The 23,953-nt window shown below is 59.4% G+C and carries 27 protein-coding genes and 1 tRNA gene; 19 read left to right on the top strand and 9 right to left on the bottom strand.

Annotation, left to right across the window (positions count from 1 at the left end):
• Positions 1-37: 37 nt before the first annotated feature.
• Positions 38-1,813: a cytochrome c biogenesis protein DipZ gene (locus GTQ41_RS21795; protein ID WP_047296371.1), complete on the top strand. Its 1,776-nt coding sequence runs from the start codon at positions 38-40 to the stop codon at positions 1,811-1,813.
• A 15-nt stretch (positions 1,814-1,828) separates the two neighbouring features.
• Complete coding sequence (gene msrA, locus GTQ41_RS21790) at positions 1,829-2,533, top strand: peptide-methionine (S)-S-oxide reductase MsrA (protein WP_047296370.1); 705 nt, start codon at positions 1,829-1,831, stop codon at positions 2,531-2,533.
• Between the two features lies 1 nt (position 2,534).
• On the opposite strand, the gene GTQ41_RS21785 is transcribed toward msrA, so the two are convergent.
• Positions 2,535-2,948 (bottom strand): GNAT family N-acetyltransferase, encoded by a 414-nt coding sequence (locus GTQ41_RS21785; protein WP_047296369.1) that lies wholly within the window; start codon positions 2,946-2,948, stop codon positions 2,535-2,537.
• A gap of 53 nt (positions 2,949-3,001) precedes the next feature.
• Positions 3,002-3,907, bottom strand: a complete 906-nt coding sequence (locus GTQ41_RS21780; protein ID WP_047296368.1) for a LysR family transcriptional regulator — start codon at positions 3,905-3,907, stop codon at positions 3,002-3,004.
• Between the two features lie 102 nt (positions 3,908-4,009).
• Here GTQ41_RS21780 and GTQ41_RS21775 point away from each other — a divergent pair, with 102 nt between their 5' ends.
• Positions 4,010-5,182, top strand: coding sequence for an aspartate aminotransferase family protein (locus GTQ41_RS21775; protein WP_047296367.1), 1,173 nt, complete (start codon positions 4,010-4,012; stop codon positions 5,180-5,182).
• A gap of 237 nt (positions 5,183-5,419) precedes the next feature.
• Here GTQ41_RS21775 and GTQ41_RS21770 read toward each other — a convergent pair whose 3' ends face one another.
• The 4 genes from GTQ41_RS21770 to GTQ41_RS21755 form a co-directional block, all read right to left on the bottom strand.
• Positions 5,420-5,803, bottom strand: coding sequence for a hypothetical protein (locus tag GTQ41_RS21770; RefSeq protein ID WP_131671083.1), 384 nt, complete (start codon positions 5,801-5,803; stop codon positions 5,420-5,422).
• 31 nt (positions 5,804-5,834) lie between these two features.
• Complete coding sequence (locus GTQ41_RS21765) at positions 5,835-7,754, bottom strand: alkaline phosphatase D family protein (RefSeq protein WP_047296365.1); 1,920 nt, start codon at positions 7,752-7,754, stop codon at positions 5,835-5,837.
• Positions 7,755-7,826: 72 nt separating this feature from the next.
• Positions 7,827-8,558 (bottom strand): hypothetical protein, encoded by a 732-nt coding sequence (locus GTQ41_RS21760; protein WP_047296363.1) that lies wholly within the window; start codon positions 8,556-8,558, stop codon positions 7,827-7,829.
• Between the two features lie 110 nt (positions 8,559-8,668).
• Entirely contained in the window at positions 8,669-9,043 is a 375-nt protein-coding gene (locus GTQ41_RS21755; RefSeq protein WP_047296361.1) for a hypothetical protein, read from the bottom strand.
• A 118-nt stretch (positions 9,044-9,161) separates the two neighbouring features.
• Here GTQ41_RS21755 and GTQ41_RS21750 point away from each other — a divergent pair, with 118 nt between their 5' ends.
• The gene (locus GTQ41_RS21750) at positions 9,162-9,917 is read left to right on the top strand and encodes a hypothetical protein (RefSeq protein ID WP_047296359.1); all 756 of its coding nucleotides are present in this window, start codon (positions 9,162-9,164) and stop codon (positions 9,915-9,917) included.
• 34 nt (positions 9,918-9,951) lie between these two features.
• On the opposite strand, the gene GTQ41_RS21745 is transcribed toward GTQ41_RS21750, so the two are convergent.
• Positions 9,952-10,281 carry a hypothetical protein gene (locus GTQ41_RS21745; RefSeq protein WP_047296357.1) on the bottom strand — a complete coding sequence of 110 codons (330 nt, stop codon included), beginning with the start codon at positions 10,279-10,281 and terminating at the stop codon, positions 9,952-9,954.
• Between the two features lie 351 nt (positions 10,282-10,632).
• Between GTQ41_RS21745 and GTQ41_RS21740 the strand changes: the two genes are divergently transcribed.
• Both GTQ41_RS21740 and GTQ41_RS21735 read left to right on the top strand, forming a co-directional pair.
• Positions 10,633-10,989: a hypothetical protein gene (locus tag GTQ41_RS21740; protein WP_047296355.1), complete on the top strand. Its 357-nt coding sequence runs from the start codon at positions 10,633-10,635 to the stop codon at positions 10,987-10,989.
• A 28-nt stretch (positions 10,990-11,017) separates the two neighbouring features.
• Positions 11,018-11,305, top strand: coding sequence for a hypothetical protein (locus GTQ41_RS21735; protein WP_047296354.1), 288 nt, complete (start codon positions 11,018-11,020; stop codon positions 11,303-11,305).
• A gap of 194 nt (positions 11,306-11,499) precedes the next feature.
• Here the strand turns inward: GTQ41_RS21735 and GTQ41_RS21730 are convergent.
• Positions 11,500-11,584 (bottom strand) — tRNA-Leu (locus GTQ41_RS21730).
• A gap of 108 nt (positions 11,585-11,692) precedes the next feature.
• On the opposite strand from GTQ41_RS21730, the gene queA reads away from it, so the two are divergent.
• The 6 genes from queA to GTQ41_RS21700 all read left to right on the top strand — a co-directional run bounded on the left by queA (position 11,693) and on the right by GTQ41_RS21700 (position 17,793).
• Positions 11,693-12,757, top strand: a complete 1,065-nt coding sequence (gene queA / locus GTQ41_RS21725; RefSeq protein WP_007964414.1) for a tRNA preQ1(34) S-adenosylmethionine ribosyltransferase-isomerase QueA — start codon at positions 11,693-11,695, stop codon at positions 12,755-12,757.
• Positions 12,758-12,771: 14 nt separating this feature from the next.
• The gene (gene tgt, locus GTQ41_RS21720; protein WP_161794909.1) at positions 12,772-13,887 is read left to right on the top strand and encodes a tRNA guanosine(34) transglycosylase Tgt; all 1,116 of its coding nucleotides are present in this window, start codon (positions 12,772-12,774) and stop codon (positions 13,885-13,887) included.
• A gap of 43 nt (positions 13,888-13,930) precedes the next feature.
• Positions 13,931-14,266 (top strand): preprotein translocase subunit YajC, encoded by a 336-nt coding sequence (gene yajC, locus GTQ41_RS21715; protein ID WP_041071802.1) that lies wholly within the window; start codon positions 13,931-13,933, stop codon positions 14,264-14,266.
• Positions 14,267-14,330: 64 nt separating this feature from the next.
• Positions 14,331-16,199: a protein translocase subunit SecD gene (secD, locus tag GTQ41_RS21710; RefSeq protein WP_041071804.1), complete on the top strand. Its 1,869-nt coding sequence runs from the start codon at positions 14,331-14,333 to the stop codon at positions 16,197-16,199.
• Between the two features lie 9 nt (positions 16,200-16,208).
• The gene (secF, locus tag GTQ41_RS21705; protein WP_217325356.1) at positions 16,209-17,123 is read left to right on the top strand and encodes a protein translocase subunit SecF; all 915 of its coding nucleotides are present in this window, start codon (positions 16,209-16,211) and stop codon (positions 17,121-17,123) included.
• Between the two features lie 121 nt (positions 17,124-17,244).
• Positions 17,245-17,793, top strand: coding sequence for a glycine zipper 2TM domain-containing protein (locus tag GTQ41_RS21700; RefSeq protein ID WP_041071808.1), 549 nt, complete (start codon positions 17,245-17,247; stop codon positions 17,791-17,793).
• 241 nt (positions 17,794-18,034) lie between these two features.
• Here the strand turns inward: GTQ41_RS21700 and suhB are convergent, their stop codons facing one another.
• On the bottom strand, positions 18,035-18,853 hold the full coding sequence (gene suhB / locus GTQ41_RS21695; protein ID WP_047296343.1) for an inositol-phosphate phosphatase: 819 nt from the start codon (positions 18,851-18,853) through the stop codon (positions 18,035-18,037).
• A gap of 145 nt (positions 18,854-18,998) precedes the next feature.
• Between suhB and trmJ the strand changes: the two genes are divergently transcribed.
• The 7 genes from trmJ to hscB all read left to right on the top strand — a co-directional run bounded on the left by trmJ (position 18,999) and on the right by hscB (position 23,903).
• Positions 18,999-19,769 (top strand): tRNA (cytosine(32)/uridine(32)-2'-O)-methyltransferase TrmJ, encoded by a 771-nt coding sequence (gene trmJ, locus GTQ41_RS21690; RefSeq protein ID WP_041071810.1) that lies wholly within the window; start codon positions 18,999-19,001, stop codon positions 19,767-19,769.
• A 3-nt stretch (positions 19,770-19,772) separates the two neighbouring features.
• On the top strand, positions 19,773-20,549 hold the full coding sequence (cysE, locus tag GTQ41_RS21685) for a serine O-acetyltransferase (RefSeq protein WP_041071871.1): 777 nt from the start codon (positions 19,773-19,775) through the stop codon (positions 20,547-20,549).
• Between the two features lie 248 nt (positions 20,550-20,797).
• Positions 20,798-21,289 (top strand): Fe-S cluster assembly transcriptional regulator IscR, encoded by a 492-nt coding sequence (gene iscR, locus GTQ41_RS21680; RefSeq protein ID WP_003227911.1) that lies wholly within the window; start codon positions 20,798-20,800, stop codon positions 21,287-21,289.
• Positions 21,290-21,336: 47 nt separating this feature from the next.
• Complete coding sequence (locus GTQ41_RS21675) at positions 21,337-22,551, top strand: IscS subfamily cysteine desulfurase (RefSeq protein WP_041071812.1); 1,215 nt, start codon at positions 21,337-21,339, stop codon at positions 22,549-22,551.
• 83 nt (positions 22,552-22,634) lie between these two features.
• Positions 22,635-23,021: a Fe-S cluster assembly scaffold IscU gene (gene iscU / locus GTQ41_RS21670; protein WP_003227907.1), complete on the top strand. Its 387-nt coding sequence runs from the start codon at positions 22,635-22,637 to the stop codon at positions 23,019-23,021.
• Between the two features lie 28 nt (positions 23,022-23,049).
• Positions 23,050-23,373, top strand: a complete 324-nt coding sequence (iscA, locus tag GTQ41_RS21665) for an iron-sulfur cluster assembly protein IscA (protein ID WP_003227904.1) — start codon at positions 23,050-23,052, stop codon at positions 23,371-23,373.
• Between the two features lie 8 nt (positions 23,374-23,381).
• Positions 23,382-23,903 carry a co-chaperone HscB gene (gene hscB, locus GTQ41_RS21660; protein WP_003227901.1) on the top strand — a complete coding sequence of 174 codons (522 nt, stop codon included), beginning with the start codon at positions 23,382-23,384 and terminating at the stop codon, positions 23,901-23,903.
• Positions 23,904-23,953 lie beyond the last annotated feature (50 nt).

Below are 23,953 nucleotides of genomic sequence, written 5' to 3'. Positions count from 1 at the left end.
GCACTTTTTCGATCTTCACTTTCTACAGGACGACACCATGTGGCTCTTGGTTCTCGCTTATCTGGGCGGTGTGCTGACGATCGTCAGTCCGTGCATCCTGCCTGTTCTGCCTTTTGTCTTCGCTCGCAGCGGGCAGCCGTTTATCAAGAGTGGCTTGCCGCTATTGACCGGGATGGCGCTGACTTTCGCCCTCGTCGCCACACTGGCGGCGGTGGGCGGCGGTTGGGTGGTGCAAGTCAATCAGTACGGGCGCTGGCTCGCGTTGCTGTTCGTTGCACTGTTCGGGCTGACGCTGCTGCTGCCACGCCTCGCCGAGCGCCTGACGCGACCGCTGGTCTCGGCCGGCAGTCGGCTGTCCGAAGCCGCGGGCCAGGACAATCGTCCGCGTCCCGGCGCCTCGTTTCTGATCGGTGTTGCCACGGGGCTGCTCTGGGCGCCGTGCGCCGGGCCCATCCTCGGTTTGATTCTGACCGGCGCCGCGCTGCAAGGGGCAAGCATCGCCACCACGCTGTTGTTGCTCGCCTACGCGGCGGGCGCCGCGACTTCACTGGCGGCGGCGCTGCTGCTGGGCGGTAAGGTGTTTGCGTTGATGAAGCGCTCGATTGGCACCGGTGAATGGATCCGGCGCGGGTTGGGGGCGGCGATGCTCGCGGGTGTCGCGGCGATTGCGCTGGGCCTCGATACCGGGCTGTTGGCGCGGCTGTCGACGGCGTCCACGGGCGGCATTGAACAGGCACTGGTGGGCCAACTCTCCGGCAAATCTCCCGCTGGCAACGGCACGATGGTGGCGCAGATTCCCGCGGCGGGCGCAGCCATGAAAGTCGCCGACAAGGCTCCGGGTACATTGCCAGTCGAAGGCCACTTACCGCCGCTCAACGGCGCCGTGCAATGGCTCAATTCGCCACCGCTGGACGCTCAGGCATTAAAGGGCAAAGTGGTGCTGGTGGATTTCTGGACCTACTCCTGCATCAACTGCCTGCGCACGCTGCCGTACGTCAAAGCGTGGGCCGAGAAGTACCGCGATCAAGGCCTGGTGGTGATCGGCGTGCACGCCCCGGAGTTCGCTTTCGAGCGCGATGTGGGCAATGTCACTAAGGCCATGAAGGAGCTGGGCATCAACTACCCGGTGGCCATCGATAACGACTACAAGATCTGGCGCGCTTTCAACAACGAATACTGGCCGGCGCATTATTTTGCCGATGCTCAGGGACGGATTCGTTACCACCATTTTGGCGAAGGCGACTACGCCGAATCGGAGCGGGTCATCCAGCAGTTACTGCGTGAAGCCGGGGCGAAAACCGTCGCCGACGGCTTGATCAACGCTGACGCCCAAGGCGTGCAACAGGCGCCGGATATGAATCAGGTGCTGTCACCGGAAACCTATGTCGGCTACCAGCGTGCGGAACATTTCGTACCGGAAACCGGCCTGGTGCCTGACAAGGTGGCGACCTATAACCCACCGGTCAACCTGACGCTGAATGACTGGAGCCTTGGTGGCCAGTGGGCCGTCGGTGCCGAACGCGCTACCGCCAGCGCGCCGGCCAGCCGCATCGTCTATCGCTTCCATGCCCGCGACCTGCATCTGGTGCTGGGCCCGGGGGCGGATGGCAAACCGGTGCGTTTCAAAGTGTCGATTGATGGTCAGGCGCCAGGTGATGCCCACGGTGTCGATGTCGCCGCGGATGGCAGCGGCCGTGTGACCGAGCAGCGCCTGTACCAATTGGTGCGGCAAACCGATGCGGTGAAGGATCGGACCTTCACCATCGAATTTCTTGACCCGGGCGTATCGGCTTACGCCTTCACCTTCGGCTGATCGGGAGTGCGCAACATGAAAGCTCAAAACAACTGGCGCCGTGTGTTGCTCGGTGTCGCCATGGCGGGTGTGATCGGCCAATGCTCGGCGTTCTCTTTCGGTGCAGAGGACGCGGTGGTCATCCCGCCGCCAGCCCTCGACGAAACCACTCAGGCGCACAGCGAAACGGCGGTGTTCGCCGGTGGTTGCTTCTGGGGTGTGCAAGGGGTTTTCCAGCACGTCAAAGGCGTGCAGAAAGCCGTCTCGGGTTATGCCGGCGGCGCGGCGGATACGGCGGAGTATGAACGGGTCAGCGCAGGCGACACCGGTCATGCCGAGTCAGTGCAAGTCACCTTCGATCCGACGCAAGTCAGCTACGGCAGCCTGCTGCAGATCTACTTCTCGGTGGCCCACAACCCGACCGAACTCAACCGCCAGGGGCCGGACAGCGGTACGCAATATCGCTCGGCATTGTTCCCGGTCAACGCCGATCAACAACGGGTGGCGCAGGCCTACATCGCCCAACTCGACGCGGCGCATGCCTACAGCAAACCGATCGTTACGAAACTGGAAACCTACAACGGTTTCTACCCGGCGGAGGACTACCACCAGGACTTCCTGACCGAACATCCGACTTATCCGTACATCGTGATCAACGACATGCCCAAGGTCGCGCAGTTGAAGCAATTGTTCGCGCAGCGTTATCAGGAGAAGCCGGTGTTGGTGAAAAGCGGGAGTTGATTCAGATGTGTTGCTTAAGCCTCGGGCGCTCCATGGCAATCACCGATGTTTCAAACCCCAAACTGGCAAAAAACGCCTCCGCACCTTCACGTCCGGCGCGCAGTACCCAAGTGATCTCCGGGTTGTCACCCATGACATGCTCGACCAGCGCGCGGCCGACGCCGGCGCGTCGATACTGGTCATCGACCACGACCATCGACAGATAGCCGTTGGACAAACCATCGGTGATGCCTCGGGCGAAACCGATGATCTTCTCGCCGCTCAGTGCGACGGCAGTGCGTTGGGAGTTTTCGATGAGTTGAGCGAAGTAGTCGCTGGAGCCTGTTCGGTGGCTCCAGCCATTTTGCCCAAGAAACAGCCGAACTGGCTCCACTTCGTCGGGCAACAGATCGCGTACGGTAAGGTCGTTTTTCATCGATAGCAGCATCCTTGTCGGCAATCATCGGAGCGTAGTCGATAGCAACCGGGTCAGGATCTGCCCCAGGTTTTCATCGCGAACTCGACGAAGCGCCGCAGCTTGGGCAAACGATAACGATCCGGCGCGTACAGCAAATGCAACGGACGGCTCGGTGGCTGGTAATCGGGGATCACCGTCACCAGTTTGCCGTCGCGCAGGTCCTGTTCCACCAGCGCGTCCGGCAGCATGACGATGCCCATGCCGGTGCGCGCTGCCTGATGCAGGCCGGCCGAGGTGTTCATCAGCATCGGGCCGCTGACGTCGACCAGAATCTCTCCGTGCGGGCCGCTGAGGCGCCAGCGTTTTTCCACCGATTGCCAGTCGTCGCCGGCAGGGTAGGCGAACGACAGGCAGTCGTGTTGTTGCAGGTCGTTCGGGGTGATCGGCATGCCGCGCCGGGCGACATAGGCCGGCGAGGCGCACACGGTCAGGGTGTAGTCGATCAGCGGCCGGGCGATCAGGTTCGACTGCTCGAAATGCCCCAGCCGAAACGCCACGTCGAGGCCACTTTCCAGCAGGTCCGGTCGGCTGTTGGTCAGCACCACATCCATTTTCACCTGCGGGTATTGCAGGGAAAACTCGCTGAGTGCCGGGGCCAGGCGTTCGACGCCAAAGGTCAGCGGCGCGGTGATGCGCAGCAGGCCACGGGGTTCATCAAGGGCCTGTTCGGCGAGACGTTCGGAGTCGGCCACCAAACCCAGAACGTCCAGACAGCGCTGGTAGTAAACGCTGCCGAATTCGGTCAGCCGCTGGCGGCGGGTGGTGCGCTGCAGCAGCTGCACGCCGAGCCGTTGCTCCAGTGCGCGCAGGTGATTTCCGACCATGGTGGTGGACATTTCGCACTGCAACGCGGCCGCCGTCATGCTTCCGGCTTCCACGACCTTCACGTAGACGCTCATCGCCTGCAACAGGTCCATTATCAAGCTCTGCTGTTAAATGATTGAAGTTTTGCCGAGTTTATCCAGTTCTGGTGGCTAACCATACTGCAAACACACCGGCCTTCACTGGAGTTTGAAGTCATGACCGCCGCCCTGATGAACACCTACCAACCGCTGGCCTTGAGTTTCACCAGAGGCCTGGGCACTCGCCTGTGGGATCAGGCCGGTCGTGAATACCTGGATGCCGTCGCGGGTGTCGCGGTGACCAATGTCGGGCACTCGCATCCGCGCATCGTTGCTGCCATCAGCGAACAGGCCGCAATGCTGCTGCACACCTCCAACCTGTACAGCATCGACTGGCAGCAACAACTGGCGCGGAAACTCACGCAGCTGTCGGGAATGGAGCGGGCGTTCTTCAACAACTCCGGCGCCGAGGCCAATGAAACCGCGCTGAAGCTGGCCCGGTTATACGGCTGGCGCAAAGGTATCGAACAGCCGCTGGTGGTGGTCATGGCCAACGCGTTTCATGGCCGCACGTTGGGCACTTTGTCGGCCAGCGATGGCCCGGCGGTGCGGTTGGGTTTCAATGAACTGCCGGGGGATTTCGTCAAAGTGCCTTTCGGTGATCCGGCGGCGCTGGATCAGCTGCAGCAAAAGCACGGCGCGCGCATCGTGGCGATTCTGGTCGAGCCGATCCAGGGCGAAAGCGGTGTGCAACTGGCGCCGCCCGGCTACCTCAAAGCCCTGCGTGACCTGTGCAATCGGCACGCCTGGCTGCTGATGCTCGATGAAATCCAGACCGGCATCGGCCGCACCGGCCAGTGGTTTGCGTTTCAGCATGAAGGCATCGTGCCGGACGTCATGACCCTGGCCAAAGGCCTCGGCAACGGCGTGCCGATTGGCGCCTGTCTGGCACGGGGCAGAGCGGCGGACCTGTTCACTCCCGGCAGCCATGGCAGCACCTTCGGCGGCAACCCGCTGGCCTGCCGGGTAGGCTGCACGGTGCTGGACATCATCGAAGAACAGGGGCTGCTAGAGAATGTCCGGGTGCAGGGCGAACGCCTGCTGACCCGCCTGCGCGCCGAACTGGCAGACAACCCCAACGTGCTGGCGATTCGCGGGCAGGGCTTGATGATTGGAATCGAGTTGAAACAGCCGATTCGCGATTTGACGCTGATTGCGGCGCGGGATCATGGGTTGCTGATCAACGTCACACGGGGCAAGACGATACGGCTGCTGCCGCCGCTGACGATTGATGAGCGGGAGGTGGGGATGATTGTCAGAGGTGTGGGGCTGGCGGTCTCAACTGACTGAGAGGCAGGAAATTGAACGAAGAGGCGTCCGTATTTGCACGAATTCCATTGTGCATTTCTGCGATAGATCTCAGCAGTCTTCTAGCATTGGCCGGGGAGCTTAAAAGGTAAGTCGTTGTATCGATTTCTAAAGGGTCTGGCTTTCTTTTTCGCATGGCTCTGCTTCCTGTGTAAGGGAAGCAGAGTATGAATCAGCGATTCCAGAGATGTTTCCTTAAAAACTGTAGTCCCCTTCCGACTACTTTGACGTCTTAAATCCGCTGTATTTGTCAGGAAGTTCGGCGCCTGTTAGCAGGCAGTCGAAAACAAGCTCCGGATCTACCTGGCACAAATATACAAACCTCAGCTCTTCCAAATTGACCAGTGTCGACTGGGCATTGACCAGAAAACGAGGCTCCTGCCATTGCTGGGCAATTACAGCAAGGGCCTGAGGCCCGCGTACGATCCATGTCGCACATCCACCAGCAATGCTTGGCAGATAACCATTGTGAAGTAGTAGGCGCAGGGCAGCCTCCAGGGTTTCAATTTCTTGCAGGTTGATCCAGCGCGCATGGGGAGCCTCGCAATCATCGCCGGCATGTACGCTGTCGCGGGTGATAAGTAATCGCGAAGGTATCGTCACTGCAATCTCACTGTGGGCAAAAGAGGCCATATCAATCAGGATAATCCCCCAACTCCGGCGCCAGCATCCGCGTCTTCACCGCCCCGTTCGAATTGTGCTGAATGATCTCGCTCGGCTGTCCCTGCGCATTGAAAAACACCTGGCCGATCCCCGCTGAATTCCACAGCCGCTCACCCGCTTCGGCATGTTCCGGGGTATAGGGCACGATGCGCATACGCCGGCGTTTGGTAAACCAGTTCAACGGCGAGCGCGGCGAATAGAGCCAGCGGTTGAGGCGGTCAAACCATTCCAGCAGGGTTTTCGGAAACTCGTTCTTGATCCCGCTGCTGGTGATCTGCCAGATCCGTGGTCCGGCCTTGCGGTGTCGGATAAGCACTTCGTAGACGAAGGAGTAATGCACATCGCCCGACAGAACCACGTAGTTTCCGGGTGTGCGAGTGTGTCGGAAAATGTTCAGGATCACCTGCGCGGCGCCACGGTGGGCCATCCAGTTTTCCGCGTCGACCAGCAGCGGATAACCGCACCAGCTGAAAACCTTCTGCACGGTCTCGATCAGCTTCACACCGAAGATCGGCGCGGGGGAAACGATGATCGCTGACGGATGATCCAGCAGGTCCTGCTGCAGCTCGCTCAGCGCTTCCCAGTCCAGCAAACCAGAGGGTTGCTTGAGTGCCATCTCGCTGCGCCAGCGCCGGGTGCGGGTGTCGAGCACCACCAGCGCCGGGCTGCTCGGCAACACGAAATGCCAATGCTGAAAGCGCAGCAAGTCATCGATCAGCGCGTCCTGCACCGGGCTGTCGAGATAGCGATCGTCACCGCTGGCGCTCAGGCGTCGAGTGTTCTCCAGCACATCCCTGAACGCATCCGGATTGTTGCCCCAGCCTTGGCACAACATGTACGCGATCAAGGCGTTGCCGATGATGCGTTTGGAGAACGGATGGCCGTAGGCGGTTTCCTCCCATTGCGCGGAAAGATTCCAGTCATCGGTGATGTCGTGATCGTCGAAAATCATCAGGCTCGGAAGATGCGCCAAGGCTCGGGCGACCTTGCCCAAACCGGCCTTGAAGCCATCGATACGGGTTTGCTCCAGGGTGTAGCGCTGCAAGCGTTCAGGCGTCAGCGCTGGAGCAGCAGGATTGACCAACGCCCAGGCAACCGGCGACCACACCAGCAAGTACATCGCCATCACTTCGGCGAAGGTCACCAGGTGATTGTCGGCGCTGCTGCTGGTGAAAATCGGTTTGCGCGCACCGCCGAAAAAACGCTCGCGCAAGGTCTCGTTACTCTCCAGCGCCGGTAACAGATCCGCGCGGTGGTAGTAGCTGGCCGGGTGTTCGTAAAGTCTGGCGCTGTCGCTGACCACCGCGCCTTCGAGGTGTTCGTCGAACAAGCCAAGACGTTCGATCAGACAGTGAATCGCCCGCAGCATCGGCCCGGCGACGTCATCGGCGTAGATCTGGTCGCCGCTCATCATCAGCAGGGCCGGACGTTGTTGCGGATCGGTTTCGCCAGAAAGCAGTTGGTCAACGCACAGCAGACCGTCTGCCGCCGGATGATGCGGCTTGCGGCAGGAACCGTGCAGCAACTGATCGATCCGCGAACGCACGACAAGGTTCGGACAACCAGCGTTGCCGTACAGTAGATGCGGCGCCCATTCGGCGATGGGCGAGTGGCCGTCGATCAACAGGTCGTAGTCGATGCGGGTGTCGCAGGGCAGGGCGCTGTCGAGTACAACGTCGATCAGATGGACGAACGCGTGACGGCCGACGGGGATGACCGTGCATTTCCCGGCATCGAGAGGGATGTCTCCTACACCTTGCAGGCGCAGGGTCAGCGCCAGTATGCGGGTGCCGACCAGCCACAGGACGATTCGCGTCGGTTCCAACCGGCGCAGCAGCGGGCCGGCCAAGACAGGAGGCAACGGATTCAGGTCAGCAGGTATCGAGGACATTCGCAGGCAAGGCTCAAGGCGCACAGGCTGGCGATGATAGCGCAGCCGGCGCCTTGAACCCTTAAACGAGGCTTAAGCGTCAGCCTTCTGCAGCTTCAGCGCCAGCAGTCGCCATTCGCTGGAAGCGGGTTGCTCCTGCACCGAGCATTCGAAGCGATAAGTGACGTCATCGCCATTCATGTTGCGTGCAGTGACCTTGTTGCTGAGGGTGTAGACCTGGCCCTTAAAGCGTTGAGTAACCACGGCGGTGCTGTCAGCGAAGCGCGCCGACGCCGGGAAGCGCAAGGCACCGGTCACGTAAGGGCTGCACATGACATACGCGAGCATCGATTTGTCGCTGTCGGCATGCTGAGCAAGCTTGTCGCGCAGCGCGCTGAACGCTTTGCGGCCCTGCGCGTCGCTCTGATCCAGAACGGTTTTTTCGGACATCGATTTCGGTGCCCGGTTGGCGTAGTTTGGCAGCAGTGCAGAGTCGCGGGGCGAAGGCTGATTGTCGGGCTCGATAGCGGCAAACCCCGGAGCATTTTCCAGTGCCACGGCCGTCGAATCCGACTCGGCTTCCGGCAGCAGGCTGGTGGTCACTTCGTTCTGGGTAATCACCTCTTCGGTGGGCGCCCGTTTGGGCTTATGCGCCGACGGGAACAACGACAGGAAGATCGACAGCACCACCATGCCGACGATAAAACCGCCCGCCGCGCCAACGATGTTGCCGTAAAACAGATTCCAGCTGCCGCGGTTTTTCACCACCCAGCGCCACATGAAACCCCAGGCCGCAACAAATGCCAGAAAACTCAGAAACTCCATGCGATCCTTTCCTTAACCCTTCAATAGCCTGCCAAACAGCACTCACTGGCCGTGAATGCTGAGATTGGGCGGCAAGATATCAAAATAGAGGTCTGACGCCACGAAGACATTCACATGCCGAGATTGGGCGGATTGATCTGAACAAAAAACATGATCGCCGTGATGCCGGCCACAACGCCGCAAAGGCCGGCCAGCAGCTGACGCGCAACGGGATGTTCGACTTGCGAGCGACGGGCCACCAGCATCCATACGCCGGTCAGCGCCGCAGCAGTCGCGAGCATTTCCAGAAGCGATCCCATGACCCCCGGGACCGGTGGCCGGCTGGAGCCGAACAGACCGACACAAAGCTGCGAAACCACCAAGCCAACAATCATGCCGCTGGCCGCCCCCAACACATTCGCGAGTAGCAGATTCCACGCACCACGCTGCCTGACGACCCAGACCCACATGCCTATCCAGGCGATAAAGAAAAACGCTACATCCATCGTATCCATCCTTCGAACCAGTCGCGGTACAAACACTCGGCACCTTGCCGACAGTGGACGGCACGATAGCAAAATAGTAGCTTCGCGCCACTTTCTTCAAACACGTAACGGACTACGCATGCCGAATGTTTCTTTTACACCGCGCCTGCTCGGCGCGTTCCTTCTCGCCATCGTAATGACCCCGGCGCTTGCCGACTGGGATGAAACCCCGGAGGTCGCCTGGAAGGAGTACCTCGCCGATTGCGAGCGTTTTCAGCAAGTAGTGAACAACGTTCAAAAAGGGGTCATGACTACTAGGCAAGCGATGGACCGCGTCGACAGTTTGAATCGCACTGTTTATGTCCATCGCGATCACCTCTCCCAGGAAAGCCTTACCTCTCCCGAATATGCCCGTTGTGAAAACGTCATTGCTCAAGCGTTCGTGATCCGGAACAAGGAAGAGGAGGTACTGGTCGCGGAGCTTCAACAGCAATACTTCAAGGCGCAGGCCGAGCACGAGAAGTCCCCGGAATATAAGCGCGCCCTCGATCTAGGCTTTAGCGACGTCGGCGGAATTGGCAAGCTCAAGGAACTCGCCGAGGAATCGGAAACGGATGGCGAAGCGTATCTGAAGACGTTGATGATCACGGTCGATTGGGGCTGCGGCCGACATTTCCGCGCCGTGAGATACGTCAAACCCTATGTGATCTACACCGCCCATCCCGATGAGGGCAACTGCGCCGTCTATAAAGAGGTCGCGGTGCTTGGCGGAGAGATGGTGGAGAGGGGCGAGACCATCGATCAGGACGCGATTTTTCAATACGTGGGATGGAAGAAGCTGGAAGGGCCAGGTGGGTTTCCCGTCAACATTCGAGTAGTAAAAGTGCGGCACTAATCCGAAGGGCAGTTTCTACAGATTGCGCCTCTGATTACAGAATGTCCTTCAAATAACCCTTGAGCGCGAGGAGCGGCTGATCAAGCTGCTCCAGCGACTGCGCCTGACGGAAATCTGCTGACAGCTTGTGCAGTTCTCGCCCCAACGGTTTCTCGACCCCGCCCAACGCATCCATCGCCAAGTCCAGGCACTCGTTCATCTTGAACTGGATGGTCTTGACATCCCCGCGGCGCACCAGCAATTCGAACACGTCTTTCTGATAGTCGCCCATGACCAGGTCATCCCGCAGAATCGGACTCAGGCCTTCCTCCTCGTAAGCGAGTTTGAGGGAGAACAGGGCGACGGTTTCCAGTGACGTTTCCATGGTTGGCCTTGGAGTTCCTTGAGCATGAGTCTTGAAATTTGGTACGACCAGGGAGAGCCGCAAAGGGCGGCAGGTCGCGTGCTGGCGGGCGTGATTATACTGAGCGGACGCATCAGGTGCAGTCCCGAGGCAAAACAGGTGCGCGGGCAGCGCCGGGATATTCAATGACCTAAGCAACAGAACGAGTTCTAGGAAGGCTGGGCCTGGAGCGAGGTAGTCAGATAGCCCAGCGTTTGTTTGGGGGAGGGGCTCAGGCTGAGCGTGCGCCTGATCTAGATATCTGAATTCATGCTTCGGTTTGGCGTTTGATCTGTGCCGCGGTAGTGGAACGCAACCGAAGGAGTTTTCCTGTTGGAGCATTTTTTGAATGAGCCACAACTGACGAACGTTAGAGCTGCACTGTCCGAACCGTTCAACGATTTTCCCGTCGAATATGACTACGTGGCAGATAAGGTAAGAGGCGTCGCCCCTGAAATACTTTACGAAATTCTTTATTCAGAGGTCGCGCCGGTGTGCTTTACCAATCTCGTTGCAGCTGTGCCTCCGGTGTGGACTGGGTTCGATCCCGACAAACTCAGACAGTCGATAGAAGAAAGGCTGGCAGCTAGAGAGCGCAGCTGGTTTCTTAGGCAGTTCGATAAAGTGCTGGTTCGTTGGCTGAAATACAACTACGCCTACATCTGGAAGGAAGTCGCCAGTAGACTTTGAGCCCAAGCGTTCAATGGTATAAGCGACCATGAAGAAACTGACTGCCCTGTTTATTTTGGTTCTGGTGCCAGTGCTTTACGTTGGGTATTACGAAGCGCTTGAGGATGGGGACATCGAAACGATCCTGTTCATCAAGAAGCATCCGACTTTTCAGATGAAGTTTTACAATATCCACGCCAATGACGGGGAGATTCGTCAAGTCGAACGATTCACGGAGCAGGAGCGTAAGTGGATCATTGATTACTGCAGGTATCGGCTCGGCATCGACACGGATCTGAAAACCCAAAACGACGTCGAGGTTTGCAGGAAAAAATAGCTGGGTGAAACAAAGAAAAAGGCCTCGGTGGAGGCCTTTTCTCATTACGTATTATTTGACGTTACCAGATTTCGAAATCGTCGGCTTGAACCTCTACGCGGCAGCTTTCTCGTCTCATGGGTGTGAAAAAATATTTGCCCCACTTTCCTGCAGACGAAAAAAAAGGCCTTGCTAAGCAAGACCTTTCTTAATTTTGGTGCCCCGAGGGAGACTCGAACTCCCACTCCTTTCGAAAACGGATTTTGAATCCGCCGCGTCTACCAATTCCGCCATCAGGGCTCAATGGCGGCGAAGTATAGAGAGGTGATTACCGTTGGTCAATCACGTTTCATGGTCAATTTTTGATAATTCCGCTAGACTTTCCGGCCCTGCTAGACGAACCCCATCATGCGCGTTGCTGACTTTACCTTCGAGCTTCCTGATTCGCTGATCGCCCGCCACCCTTTGGCCGAGCGTCGCGGTAGTCGCCTGCTGACCCTTGATGGGCCGAGCGGCGCCCTTGCACACCGTCAATTCACTGATTTGCTTGAGCATTTGCGCCCGGGCGATTTGATGGTATTCAACAATACCCGGGTGATTCCGGCGCGTTTGTTCGGGCAGAAAGCCTCGGGCGGCAAGCTGGAAATCCTCATTGAGCGCGTGCTCGATTCGCACCGCGTGCTGGCTCATGTGCGTTCCAGCAAGTCGCCGAAGCCGGGGTCGAAGATCCTCATCGACGGCGGTGGTGAAGCCGAGATGCTCGCGCGTCATGATGCGTTGTTCGAGTTGGGCTTCGCTGAAGAAGTGCTGCCGCTGCTCGATCGCGTCGGGCATATGCCGTTGCCTCCTTATATAGACCGCCCGGACGAAGGTTCGGATCGCGAGCGCTATCAGACCGTGTACGCCCAGCGTCTCGGTGCGGTGGCGGCGCCGACGGCGGGGCTGCATTTCGATCAGCCGCTGATGGAGGCGATTGCCGCCAAGGGCGTCGAGACCGCGTTCGTCACGCTGCACGTCGGTGCGGGGACGTTCCAGCCGGTACGCGTCGACAAGATCGAAGATCACCATATGCACAGCGAGTGGCTGGAAGTCGGCCAGGACGTGGTCGACGCCGTTGCCGCGTGCCGTGAGCGTGGCGGGCGGGTGATTGCCGTGGGCACCACCAGCGTGCGTTCGCTGGAAAGTGCCGCGCGCGATGGCGTGCTCAAGCCGTTCAGCGGTGACACCGACATCTTCATCTACCCGGGCCGGCCGTTCCATGTGGTCGATGCCCTGGTCACCAACTTCCATTTGCCGGAATCGACGCTGTTGATGCTGGTTTCGGCATTCGCCGGTTATCCCGAAACCATGGCCGCCTATAAAGCCGCCGTCGACAACGGGTACCGCTTTTTCAGCTACGGTGATGCGATGTTCATCACCCGTAATCCCGCCCCGACTGCCCCTGAACACACAGGCCCAGAGGAAACAGAATGAGTCGCGAATGTCGCATGTCCTTTGAACTGCTTGCCACCGATGGCAAGGCTCGTCGTGGTCGGCTGACCTTCCCGCGTGGCACCGTCGAGACCCCGGCCTTCATGCCGGTGGGCACCTACGGCACGGTCAAGGGCATGTTGCCGCGTGACATCGTGGCCACTGGCGCGGAAATCATTCTGGGCAACACCTTCCACCTGTGGCTGCGCCCGGGCACCGAGGTGATCAAGGAACACGGCGACCTGCACGATTTCATGCAGTGGAAAGGCCCGATCCTCACCGACTCCGGCGGTTTCCAGGTGTTCAGCCTGGGCGCGATGCGCAAGATCAAGGAGGAGGGCGTGACCTTCGCTTCCCCGGTCGACGGCTCGAAAGTGTTCATGGGCCCCGAGGAATCGATGCAGGTGCAGCGCGATCTCGGTTCCGACATCGTGATGATCTTCGATGAATGCACGCCGTACCCGGCTGACGAAGATGTCGCTCGCGTTTCGATGGAGCTGTCGCTGCGTTGGGCCCAGCGCTCGAAAAACGCGCATGGCGACAACACTGCGGCGCTGTTCGGTATCGTTCAGGGCGGCATGCATCAGGATCTGCGCATGCGCTCGCTGGAAGGTCTGGACAAGATCGGCTTCGATGGCCTGGCCATCGGCGGTCTGTCGGTGGGCGAGCCCAAGCACGAGATGATCAAGGTGCTGGATTATCTGCCGGGCATGATGCCCGCTGACAAACCTCGTTACCTTATGGGCGTTGGCAAACCGGAAGATCTGGTTGAGGGTGTGCGCCGCGGTGTGGACATGTTCGATTGCGTGATGCCAACCCGTAATGCCCGCAATGGGCATCTGTTCATTGATACAGGCGTGCTGAAGATCCGTAACGCGTTCCATCGCCATGATGATTCGCCGCTGGATCCGACCTGCGATTGCTATACCTGCCAGAACTTCTCCCGCGCTTATCTGCATCACCTGGACAAGTGCGGCGAAATGCTCGGCAGCATGCTCAATACCATCCATAACTTGCGCCATTATCAGGTGCTGATGGCTGGTTTGCGCGAGGCTATTCAACAGGGTACATTGGCCGCCTTTGTCGATGCCTTCTACGCCAAACGCGGGCTCCCCGTTCCGCCTTTGGACTGAGTTTTCTGACCCCAAGATTCAACATTTGCAACTGGAGTGCTAAATGAGCTTTTTTATCTCTAATGCCATGGCTGACGCGGCTGCACCGGCTGCTGCGCCTATGGGCGGCGGCTTCGAGTGGATTTTCCTGGTCGGTTTCCTGGTCATCTTCTACCTGATGATCTGGCGTCCACAGGCCAAGCGCGCCAAAGAGCAGAAGAACCTGCTGAGCAGCCTTGCGAAGGGCGACGAAGTGGTCACCACCGGCGGCATCGCCGGCAAGATCACCAAAGTGGCCGATGACTTCGTGGTTCTGGAAGTTTCCGACACCGTGGAAATGAAGTTCCAGAAGGGCGCCATCGCCGCCACGCTGCCAAAAGGCACGCTGAAAGCGATCTAAGGTTCCAACTTCTACTCAATCGACGGGGCGCGCAAGGCGCCCCGCGTTCATAACGGGCGGCGTGATGCTGAACAAATATCCTCTGTGGAAATACATTCTGATCCTGGCGGTGCTGGCGATCGGTCTGATTTATTCCGCTCCCAATCTATACCCCGATGACCCGGCCATTCAGATCAGCGGCGCCAGCACGGCTTTGCAGGTCAATCAGGCCGATCTGGATCGCGTCAGCACCGCGCTGCGTGAATCCGGGATCAACGTCAAGGCAGCTTCGCTGGCCGCCAACGGCAAGGGCGGCCTGATCCGTCTGACCAAGGCTGAAGACCAGCTGCCGGCCAAGGACGTTGTGCGCAAGGCATTGGGTGATGACTACGTCGTCGCATTGAACCTGGCACAAACCACCCCGCAATGGCTGCGCAACCTCGGCGCGCACCCGATGAAGCTGGGTCTGGACTTGTCCGGTGGTGTGCACTTCCTGCTGGAAGTGGACATGGACAAAGCCCTCGACGCCCGCCTGAAAGTCTACGAAGGCGACGTCAAGAGCCTGCTGCGCAAAGAAAAACTGCGCTATCGCAGCCTGCCGCAACTGGGCGGCGCCATTCAGTTGGGCTTCAGCGATGCTGACTCCCGCGAACAGGCCCGTGCGCTGATCCGCAAGAACTTCAACGATTTCGACATTGTTCCGGCCGACCTCAACGGTCAACCGGTGCTGCGTCTGGCGATGACCCCGGCCAAGCTGGCGGAAATCCGTGAATACTCCATCAAGCAGAACTTGACCACGGTACGTAACCGCGTCAACGAGCTGGGTGTTGCCGAACCGATCGTTCAGCGTCAGGGCGCCAACCGCATCGTGGTTGAGCTGCCGGGCGTGCAGGACACTGCCGAAGCCAAGCGTATTCTCGGCAAGACGGCCAACCTCGAGTTCCGTCTGGCTGCAGAACCGGGCGCTTCGAAAGCCACATCCGAAACCTTCGAGTTCCGTGAAGGCAAGCGTCCTCCTGCGCAGATCGAGCGTGGCCTGATCATCACCGGTGACCAGGTGACCGACGCCAAGGCTGGTTTCGGCGAGCACGGCACGCCTGAAGTGAACATTCGTCTGGACGGTCACGGTGGCGAGCTGATGAGCCGCGCGACCCGTTCGAACGTCGGTCGCAGCATGGCGGTGATCTTCATCGAGCAGCGTCCGGTGACCACTTACACCAAGCAGGTTGTGGACGGCGTCGAGAAAGACGTGCCGGTTCAGACCTTCAAGGAAGAGAAGAAGATCATCAGCCTGGCGACCATTCAGTCGCCGCTGGGTGCGCAGTTCCGTATCACTGGCCTGAACGGCCAGGGCGAATCGTCCGAACTGGCGCTGCTGCTGCGTGCCGGTGGTCTGGCCGCTCCGATGTACTTCGCTGAAGAGCGCACAATCGGCCCGAGCCTGGGTGCTGACAACATCACCAAGGGTATCGATGCGTCGCTTTGGGGCATGCTGTTCGTCTCGCTGTTCATCATCGCCATCTACCGCTTCTTCGGCCTGATCGCCACCGTTGCGCTGGCGGTGAACATGGTGCTGCTGCTGGCCTTGATGTCGCTGCTGGGTGCAACGCTGACCCTGCCGGGTATCGCCGGTATCGTCTTGACCATGGGTATGGCGGTCGACGCCAACGTGCTGATCTTCTCGCGGATCCGTGAAGAGATCGCCGCCGGCATGACCGTGCAGCGTGCAATCAACGAAGGCTTCGGCCGGGCATTCACTGCGATTCTCGACGCCAACCTGACCACTCTGCTGGTCGGCGGCATCCTCTTCGCCATGGGCACCGGCCCGGTGAAGGGCTTCGCAGTGACCATGTCCCTCGGGATCTTTACCTCGATGTTCACGGCCATCATGGTGACCCGCGCAATGGTCAACCTGATCTTCGGCGGACGTGACTTCAAGAAGTTGTGGATTTAAGGGGCTGCCATGTTACGTACAATCAACTTCATGGGCGTTCGCAACTTCGCGTTCGGCGTCACAGTGTTTCTCACGTTGCTGGCTATTTTCAGCGTCTTCCACAAGGGCATGAACTGGGGCCTGGACTTCACCGGCGGTACGCTCATCGAGCTGACCTACGAGCGTCCGGCTGACGTCACCAAAGTGCGTGAGCAGTTGGCGACTTCGGGTTACCACGAAGCCATCGTGCAGAACTTCGGTGCGACCACCGACCTGCTGGTGCGCATGCCGGGTGAAGACCCGCAGCTGGGCCATCAGGTAGCAGACGCGTTGCAGAAAGTCGGCGGCGACAACCCGGCGACGGTCAAGCGCGTCGAGTTCGTCGGCCCGCAGGTCGGTGAAGAACTGCGTGACCAGGGCGGCCTCGGCATGCTGCTGGCGCTCGGTGGCATCCTGATCTACCTGGCTTTCCGCTTTCAGTGGAAATTCGCGGTCGGCGCCATCGTTTCGCTGATCCACGACGTGATCGTGACCATCGGTATCCTGTCGTTTTTCCAGATCACCTTCGACCTGACGGTGCTGGCGGCGGTACTGGCGATCATCGGTTACTCGCTGAACGACACCATTGTGGTATTCGACCGGGTTCGCGAGAACTTCCGTGTGCTGCGCAAGGCTTCGCTGATCGAGAACATCAACATCTCGACCACTCAGACCCTGCTGCGGACCATGGCAACGTCGATCTCCACCTTGCTGGCGATCGCTGCGCTGCTGTTCTTCGGCGGCGACAACCTGTCCGGCTTCTCCATCGCCCTGTTCATCGGGGTGCTGGCGGGTACCTACTCGTCGATCTACATCGCGAACGTGGTGCTGATCTGGCTGAACCTGAGCACCGAGGATCTGATTCCTCCGGCCAACACCGAGAAGGAAGTCGACGACCGTCCATAACGGCCATCCTTTCTCCGGCTGTCAGCCCAGAAAAGGCGCGAGTTGAACTCGCGCCTTTTTTTATGCTCCAAGGCTGGGAGAAGCGCGGGCGCGTCCCGCATGTGATGGTCAGGAGGTTCATGTGAACAAGTCGTTGCTGGTTGGTGCGGTATTGGGTGCTGTCGGTGTGACTGCCGGGGGTGCTGTTGCCACCTACAGCCTGGTTAAAAGCGGCCCTGAGTATGCGCAAGTGCTGGCCGTAGAACCGGTCAAAACACAGATCAAGACTCCACGTGAAGTGTGCAAGGATGTTGCTGTAACCCGCCAGGCGCCGGTCAAGGATCAACACCAGATCCTCGGTACCGCGATTGGTGCGGTAGCGGGTGGTTTGCTGGGTAACCAGATCGGCGGCGGTACCGGCAAGAAGATTGCGACGGTTGCTGGCGCGGTCGGTGGTGGTTATGCCGGTAACAAGGTGCAGGAAGGCATGCAGAACCGTGACACCTACACCACCACCCAGACTCGCTGTAACACGGTGAATGACATCAGCGACAAGGTCGTCGGTTACGACGTGCGTTATTCGCTGGATGGCAAGGAAGGCAAAGTGCGGATGGATCGTGATCCGGGCAACCAGATTCCGGTCGACAAGGAAGGCAAGTTGATTCTGTCGCAGAATCAGCCGGGTCAGTAAGCACTGACTGTTTAACAAGAAGCACCCTGCGGGGTGCTTTTTTGTGCTCGCAATTTTTGGCCTCGCCGTGCCCCTTGTGGGAGCGAGCCTGCTCGCGAATGCGATCTGCCATCCAGAATTGATGTTGGCTGACCCGCCGCCTTCGCGAGCAAGCTCGCTCCCACAGTGGATTCGAGTGGAGGCTGAAGTCGCAGGCACAAAAAAAGCACCCCGAAGGGTGCTTTTTCGTTTCGCGGGAAGCTTAGCGCTTCAGCGAAGCCGGCAGGTGCGGCTGGATCGCCGTCAACACGGCCTTGAAGCATTTGGTGTTGCCGGCAACGATATGGCCTTTTTCAAGGAAATCGTGACCGCCGGTGAAGTCGCTCACCAAGCCGCCTGCTTCCTGGATCAACAGGGCGCCAGCCGCCATGTCCCACTCGGACAGGCCCGATTCCCAGAACGCGTCGAAGCGACCGGCAGCCACATAGGCCAGGTCCAGGCTGGCGGAACCGGCGCGGCGGATGCCGGCAGTCTGGCCAACCAGGGCGCGGAACATGCCCAGGTAGTTGTCGAGGTTGTCCATCTGGTCGTCACGGAACGGGAAGCCGGTACCCAGCAGGGCGCCTTCGAGGCTGGTGCGACCGCTGACGCGCAGGCGGCGACCATTCAGTTGAGCGCCGCGACCACGGCTGGCGGTGAATTCTTCCTGGCGAACCGGATCCAGAACCACTGCGTGTTCCAGGCGACCACGGTATTTGCAGGCAATGCTGACCGCAAAGTGAGGAATGCCGCGCAGGAAGTTGGTGGTGCCGTCCAGCGGATCGATGATCCACAGGTACTCTTCGCCTTCGATGCCGTTACCGGCGTGCATGCCGGTCTCTTCACCCTGGATCGAGTGATTCGGGTAAGCCTTGCGCAGCGCATCGATGATTTTCTGTTCGGCGGCGCGATCGACCTCGGATACATAATCCTTGGCGTCTTTTTCGTCGACCTTGATGGTATCCAGGCGCTCGATGGAGCGGAAGATCAGTTCACTGGCGCTGCGGGCGGCGCGCAGCGCGATATTCAGCATGGGCTGCATGGATGTGTCACCTAAGGTTGTTAAAGAAAGCCGCGCATTCTATCAGAACTTTTCTTCAGGTGAAGGTCGCTGTTCGCTTTCATAGCTTAACGGTAGGCTGTTCTGTAAGATTTGCACCCCTTTCCTGTGTCCGAGAGCGCCTCCCTTGCTGCAGAACATTCGTGTCGTCCTGGTCAATACCAGCCACCCCGGCAACATCGGCGGGGCCGCGCGCGCCATGAAAAACATGGGTCTGTCGCGCTTGGTGCTGGTCGAGCCGCGCCTGTTTCCGCACCACGAAGCCGATGCCCGTGCTTCCGGTGCCGGGGATATTCTTGAAAACGCACAGGTCGTCGCCACCTTGGAAGATGCGCTGGTCGGCTGCAATCTGGTGCTCGGCACCAGCGCCCGTGACCGGCGCATTCCCTGGCCGCTGCTCGATCCCCGCGAATGCGGGAGCAAAGTGGTCGAGGAGGCCGGGCAGGGCGCGGAGATCGCGCTGGTGTTCGGTCGTGAGGACTCCGGCCTGACCAACGAAGAGTTGCAGCGATGTCACTTTCACGTGCACATCCCCTCCGATCCTGAGTTCAGTTCGTTGAACCTCGGGGCGGCGGTGCAGGTGTTGAGCTATGAAGTGCGCATGGCCTGGCTGGCCGCTCAAGGGCAGCCGACCAAGATCGAGAAAGAAGAAGTGGCCTCGGTGAAAAGTGCCGAGCTCGCGACGATGGATGAGCTGGAGCGCTTTTATGAGCATCTGGAGCAGACGCTGGTCGCCATCGAGTTTCTTGATCCGGAAAAGCCGCGGCACTTGATGGCGCGCCTGCGCCGGTTGTACGGACGCAGCTCGGTCAGCCGGGCGGAAATGAATATTTTGCGTGGCATCCTCACGGAAACCCAGAAAGCGGCCCGTGGTGAGCTTCTTAAGCGGAAGGACTGAATGATGTTTGAGCGTTTGCGTGAAGATATCCAGAGCGTATTCCATCGAGACCCGGCGGCGCGTAACGCTTTTGAAGTCCTGACCTGCTATCCCGGCATGCATGCGATCTGGATTCATCGGCTGGCCGGGATGCTGTGGCGCCACGAGCTGAAATGGCTGGCGCGACTGGTGTCGAACTTCGGGCGCTGGTTGACCGGAATCGAGATTCATCCGGGGGCCAAGGTCGGCCGGCGCTTCTTTATTGATCACGGCATGGGCATCGTCATCGGTGAAACCGCCGAGATCGGCGATGACGTGACCATTTATCAGGGCGTGACCCTCGGTGGCACCAGCTGGAACAAGGGCAAGCGCCACCCGACGCTGGGTGACGGCGTTGTCGTGGGCGCCGGCGCCAAAGTGCTCGGGCCGTTCACGGTGGGGGCGGGTGCCAAAGTCGGCTCCAACGCCGTCGTGACCAAAGAGGTGCCACCCGGTGCCACGGTGGTGGGGATTCCCGGCCGGATCATCGTCAAGTCTGATGAAGAACAGGACGCCAAGCGCAAAGCCATGGCCGAGAAGATCGGTTTCGATGCCTATGGCGTCAGCGAAGACATGCCTGACCCGGTGGCGCGTGCTATCGGTCAGTTGCTCGATCACCTGCAGGCGGTGGACGGGCGGCTGGAGGGGATGTGCGGCGCGCTGAAGGATCTGGGCAGTAATTACTGTGCGAAAGATCTGCCCGAGCTGCGCGAAGAAGACTTCGCCTGCGTCAAAGGCAAAGACGAATCCAAAGCGGGCTGACACGTCTATGCAGGAGCTGCCGAAGGCTGCGATCTTTTGATCTGATTAACAGCAAAATCAAAAGATCGCAGCCTTCGGCAGCTCCTGCACAGGCATGCGGCAACCGGTGTGCCATTAAGCCGCAGACCCTGCTATCATGCGCGCGCTCTTTTGCGGGTAAACCCGACTAAAGCACTAGGTCTTATAGTTGACTTAAATGCTCGGGAATTGCATACTCCCGCCCATTCCGAACTCCGTGGTAATTGTCCATGCGACTGACTACAAAAGGCCGATACGCCGTGACCGCCATGCTTGACCTGGCGTTGCACGCGCAGCACGGGCCGGTGTCCCTGGCCGATATCTCCGAGCGCCAAGGCATCTCCCTGTCCTATCTCGAACAGCTTTTCGCCAAGCTGCGCCGCAGTAACCTGGTTTCCAGTGTTCGCGGTCCTGGCGGTGGTTATCAGCTGTCGCGCGACATGCAGGGTATCCAGGTGGCGCAGGTGATCGATGCGGTCAACGAATCGGTTGATGCTACCAAGTGCCAGGGCCAGGGCGATTGCCATTCCGGCGACACCTGCCTGACCCATCACCTGTGGTGCGACCTGAGCCTGCAGATTCACGAATTTCTAAGTGGTATCAGCTTGGCTGATCTTGTAACTCGCCGTGAGGTGCAAGAAGTAGCCCAGCGTCAGGACCAGCGCCGTTGCAACAGCAAGGCGCCACGCCTGGACAAGATTGAAGCGTCCGCCGTCGAATGACAGCCGAAGAGCTAGCGGAACGCCAGCCCTGATTTAGGAGATAGTCCATGAAATTGCCGATTTACCTTGATTACTCTGCGACCACCCCGGTCGACCCGCGCGTTGCGCAAAAGATGAGTGAATGCCTGCTGGTCGACGGAAACTTCGGTAACCCGGCGTCCCGTTCCCACGTGTTCGGCTGGAAAGCTGAAGAGTCCGTCGAAAACGCTCGTCGTCAGGTGGCCGATCTGGTCAATGCCGACCCGCGTGAAATCGTCTGGACCTCGGGCGCTACCGAGTCCGACAACCTGGCTATCAAGGGTGCGGCACATTTCTACGCTTCCAAAGGCAAGCACCTGATCACCAGCAAGATCGAGCACAAGGCTGTCCTCGACACCATGCGCCAACTGGAGCGTGAAGGTTTCGAAGTCACCTACCTCGAGCCGACCGAAGACGGCCTGATCACTCCGGCGATGATCGAAGCGGCACTGCGCGAGGACACCATTCTGGTGTCGGTGATGCATGTGAACAACGAAATCGGCACCATCAACGACATCGCTGCCATTGGCGAGCTGCTTCGTTCGAAGGGCGTCCTGTTCCACGTCGACGCGGCTCAGTCCACCGGCAAGGTCGAGATCGACCTGCAGAAGCTGAAAGTCGACATGATGTCGTTCTCCGCCCACAAAACCTACGGCCCTAAAGGCATCGGCGCGTTGTACGTCAGCCGCAAGCCGCGTGTGCGCATCGAAGCGACCATGCACGGCGGTGGTCACGAGCGTGGCATGCGTTCCGGCACCCTGGCGACGCACCAGATCGTCGGCATGGGCGAAGCGTTCCGTGTAGCCAAGGAAGACATGGCTGCCGAAAACGTGCGCATCAAAGCCCTGAGCGACCGCTTCTACAAGCAGGTTGAACATCTGGAAGAGCTGTACGTCAACGGCAGCCTGACCGCCCGCGTTCCGCACAACCTGAACCTGAGCTTCAACTACGTTGAAGGCGAGTCGCTGATCATGGCGCTCAAGGATCTGGCGGTATCGTCCGGTTCGGCCTGCACCTCGGCGTCCCTGGAGCCTTCGTACGTACTGCGCGCCCTGGGCCGCAACGACGAACTGGCACACAGCTCGATCCGTTTCACCTTCGGCCGTTTCACCACCGAAGAAGAAATCGACTACGCCGCGCAGAAGGTCTGCGAGGCCGTTACCAAGCTGCGCGCCCTGTCGCCGCTGTGGGACATGTACAAAGACGGTGTCGACATTTCGAAAATCGAGTGGGCGGCACACTGATTTCAAGTCGCCGCGAACCGACCCTGCGACCCAAGGTTGCAGGGTTTAAAGAGCGACTCTCTGATGAGTGAGGATTAAGCACCATGGCTTACAGCGAAAAGGTCATCGACCACTACGAAAACCCGCGCAACGTCGGCAAGATGAACGCGGAAGACCCGGATGTCGGCACCGGCATGGTTGGCGCTCCGGCGTGCGGAGACGTGATGCGTCTGCAGATCAAGGTCAACGATCAGGGCGTTATCGAAGATGCCAAGTTCAAGACCTACGGCTGCGGTTCGGCAATCGCTTCCAGCTCCCTGGCCACCGAGTGGATGAAGGGCAAGACGCTGGACGAAGCCGAGACCATCAAGAACACTCAGCTGGCCGAAGAACTGGCCCTGCCGCCAGTGAAAATCCACTGCTCGGTTCTCGCTGAAGACGCTATCAAAGCGGCTGTTCGCGACTACAAGCAGAAGAAAGGCTTGATCTAAGCATTGCGCGACGAGTAAGGAGTCAACGATGGCTATCAGCATGACAGAAGCGGCTGCTCGACACGTGCGACGCTCCCTCGACGGGCGCGGCAAAGGTGAAGGGATTCGTCTGGGTGTTCGCACCACAGGCTGTTCCGGCCTTGCCTACGTGCTGGAGTTTGTCGACGAGGTGGTTGCCGAGGATCAGGTGTTCGAAAGTCACGGCGAGAAAGTGATCATCGACCCGAAAAGCCTGGCTTACCTGGACGGCACCGAGCTCGATTTCGTCAAGGAAGGGTTGAACGAAGGCTTCAAGTTCAACAACCCCAACGTCCGCGGTGAATGTGGCTGCGGCGAAAGCTTCAACATCTGAGGCTTGTCGTGGGTATTCCTTGTCATTTCGCTTTATTCGAGCTGCAACCGAGCTTCCGCCTGGATCTCGAGCAGTTGGCCACGCGCTATCGTGAGTTGGCGCGCGGTGTTCATCCTGACCGCTTTGCCGACGCTTCCGAGCGCGAGCAGCGGTCGGCGCTCGAGCAGTCTGCGCGGCTCAACGATGCCTACCAGACGCTCAAGAGTCCTGCCCAGCGCGCACGCTACCTGCTGACCATCAGCGGGCATGAAGTGCCGATGGAAGTCACGGTGCATGATCCCGAGTTTCTCTTGCAGCAGATGCAGTGGCGCGAAGAGCTCGAAGACCTCCAGGACAGCGCCGACCTCGACGGTGTCGCGGTATTCAAGCGTCGCTTGAAAGTCGCTCAGGAACAGTTGAACGAAAGCTTCGCAGCCTGTTGGGACGATGCAGCGCAGCGCGAGCAGGCCGAACGCCTGATGCGGCGCATGCAGTTCCTCGACAAGCTCACCTACGAAGTGCGCCAGTTAGAAGAGCGCCTCGACGATTAACCCAGTGCCGCTCCGGTCGCACGCCTGATATACAGATAAGTCCTGATCAC

It is taken from the genome of Pseudomonas sp. AN-B15, assembly GCF_019056475.1.
Lineage (GTDB): Bacteria > Pseudomonadota > Gammaproteobacteria > Pseudomonadales > Pseudomonadaceae > Aquipseudomonas > Aquipseudomonas parakoreensis.
Note: the sequence above shows the minus strand (reverse complement) of the source record. Positions and strands in the feature narration are given on the sequence as shown.

What these genes read in the sequence shown, in the direction of transcription:
- GTQ41_RS21795 (WP_047296371.1), top strand. Translation starts at nt 38, where the DNA reads ATGTGGCTCTTGGTTCTCGCTTATCTGGGCGGTGTGCTGACGATCGTC.
- iscR (WP_003227911.1), top strand. Translation starts at nt 20,798, where the DNA reads ATGCGACTGACTACAAAAGGCCGATACGCCGTGACCGCCATGCTTGAC.
- secD (WP_041071804.1), top strand. Translation starts at nt 14,331, where the DNA reads ATGCTGAACAAATATCCTCTGTGGAAATACATTCTGATCCTGGCGGTG.
- secF (WP_217325356.1), top strand. Translation starts at nt 16,209, where the DNA reads ATGTTACGTACAATCAACTTCATGGGCGTTCGCAACTTCGCGTTCGGC.
- GTQ41_RS21735 (WP_047296354.1), top strand. Translation starts at nt 11,018, where the DNA reads ATGAAGAAACTGACTGCCCTGTTTATTTTGGTTCTGGTGCCAGTGCTT.
- GTQ41_RS21775 (WP_047296367.1), top strand. Translation starts at nt 4,010, where the DNA reads ATGACCGCCGCCCTGATGAACACCTACCAACCGCTGGCCTTGAGTTTC.
- tgt (WP_161794909.1), top strand. Translation starts at nt 12,772, where the DNA reads ATGTCCTTTGAACTGCTTGCCACCGATGGCAAGGCTCGTCGTGGTCGG.
- GTQ41_RS21675 (WP_041071812.1), top strand. Translation starts at nt 21,337, where the DNA reads ATGAAATTGCCGATTTACCTTGATTACTCTGCGACCACCCCGGTCGAC.
- GTQ41_RS21780 (WP_047296368.1), bottom strand. Translation starts at nt 3,907, where the DNA reads ATGGACCTGTTGCAGGCGATGAGCGTCTACGTGAAGGTCGTGGAAGCC.
- GTQ41_RS21750 (WP_047296359.1), top strand. Translation starts at nt 9,162, where the DNA reads ATGCCGAATGTTTCTTTTACACCGCGCCTGCTCGGCGCGTTCCTTCTC.
- iscA (WP_003227904.1), top strand. Translation starts at nt 23,050, where the DNA reads ATGGCTATCAGCATGACAGAAGCGGCTGCTCGACACGTGCGACGCTCC.
- GTQ41_RS21760 (WP_047296363.1), bottom strand. Translation starts at nt 8,558, where the DNA reads ATGGAGTTTCTGAGTTTTCTGGCATTTGTTGCGGCCTGGGGTTTCATG.
- iscU (WP_003227907.1), top strand. Translation starts at nt 22,635, where the DNA reads ATGGCTTACAGCGAAAAGGTCATCGACCACTACGAAAACCCGCGCAAC.
- msrA (WP_047296370.1), top strand. Translation starts at nt 1,829, where the DNA reads ATGAAAGCTCAAAACAACTGGCGCCGTGTGTTGCTCGGTGTCGCCATG.
- GTQ41_RS21765 (WP_047296365.1), bottom strand. Translation starts at nt 7,754, where the DNA reads ATGTCCTCGATACCTGCTGACCTGAATCCGTTGCCTCCTGTCTTGGCC.
- GTQ41_RS21755 (WP_047296361.1), bottom strand. Translation starts at nt 9,043, where the DNA reads ATGGATGTAGCGTTTTTCTTTATCGCCTGGATAGGCATGTGGGTCTGG.
- suhB (WP_047296343.1), bottom strand. Translation starts at nt 18,853, where the DNA reads ATGCAGCCCATGCTGAATATCGCGCTGCGCGCCGCCCGCAGCGCCAGT.
- yajC (WP_041071802.1), top strand. Translation starts at nt 13,931, where the DNA reads ATGAGCTTTTTTATCTCTAATGCCATGGCTGACGCGGCTGCACCGGCT.
- GTQ41_RS21745 (WP_047296357.1), bottom strand. Translation starts at nt 10,281, where the DNA reads ATGGAAACGTCACTGGAAACCGTCGCCCTGTTCTCCCTCAAACTCGCT.
- cysE (WP_041071871.1), top strand. Translation starts at nt 19,773, where the DNA reads ATGTTTGAGCGTTTGCGTGAAGATATCCAGAGCGTATTCCATCGAGAC.
- queA (WP_007964414.1), top strand. Translation starts at nt 11,693, where the DNA reads ATGCGCGTTGCTGACTTTACCTTCGAGCTTCCTGATTCGCTGATCGCC.
- GTQ41_RS21785 (WP_047296369.1), bottom strand. Translation starts at nt 2,948, where the DNA reads ATGAAAAACGACCTTACCGTACGCGATCTGTTGCCCGACGAAGTGGAG.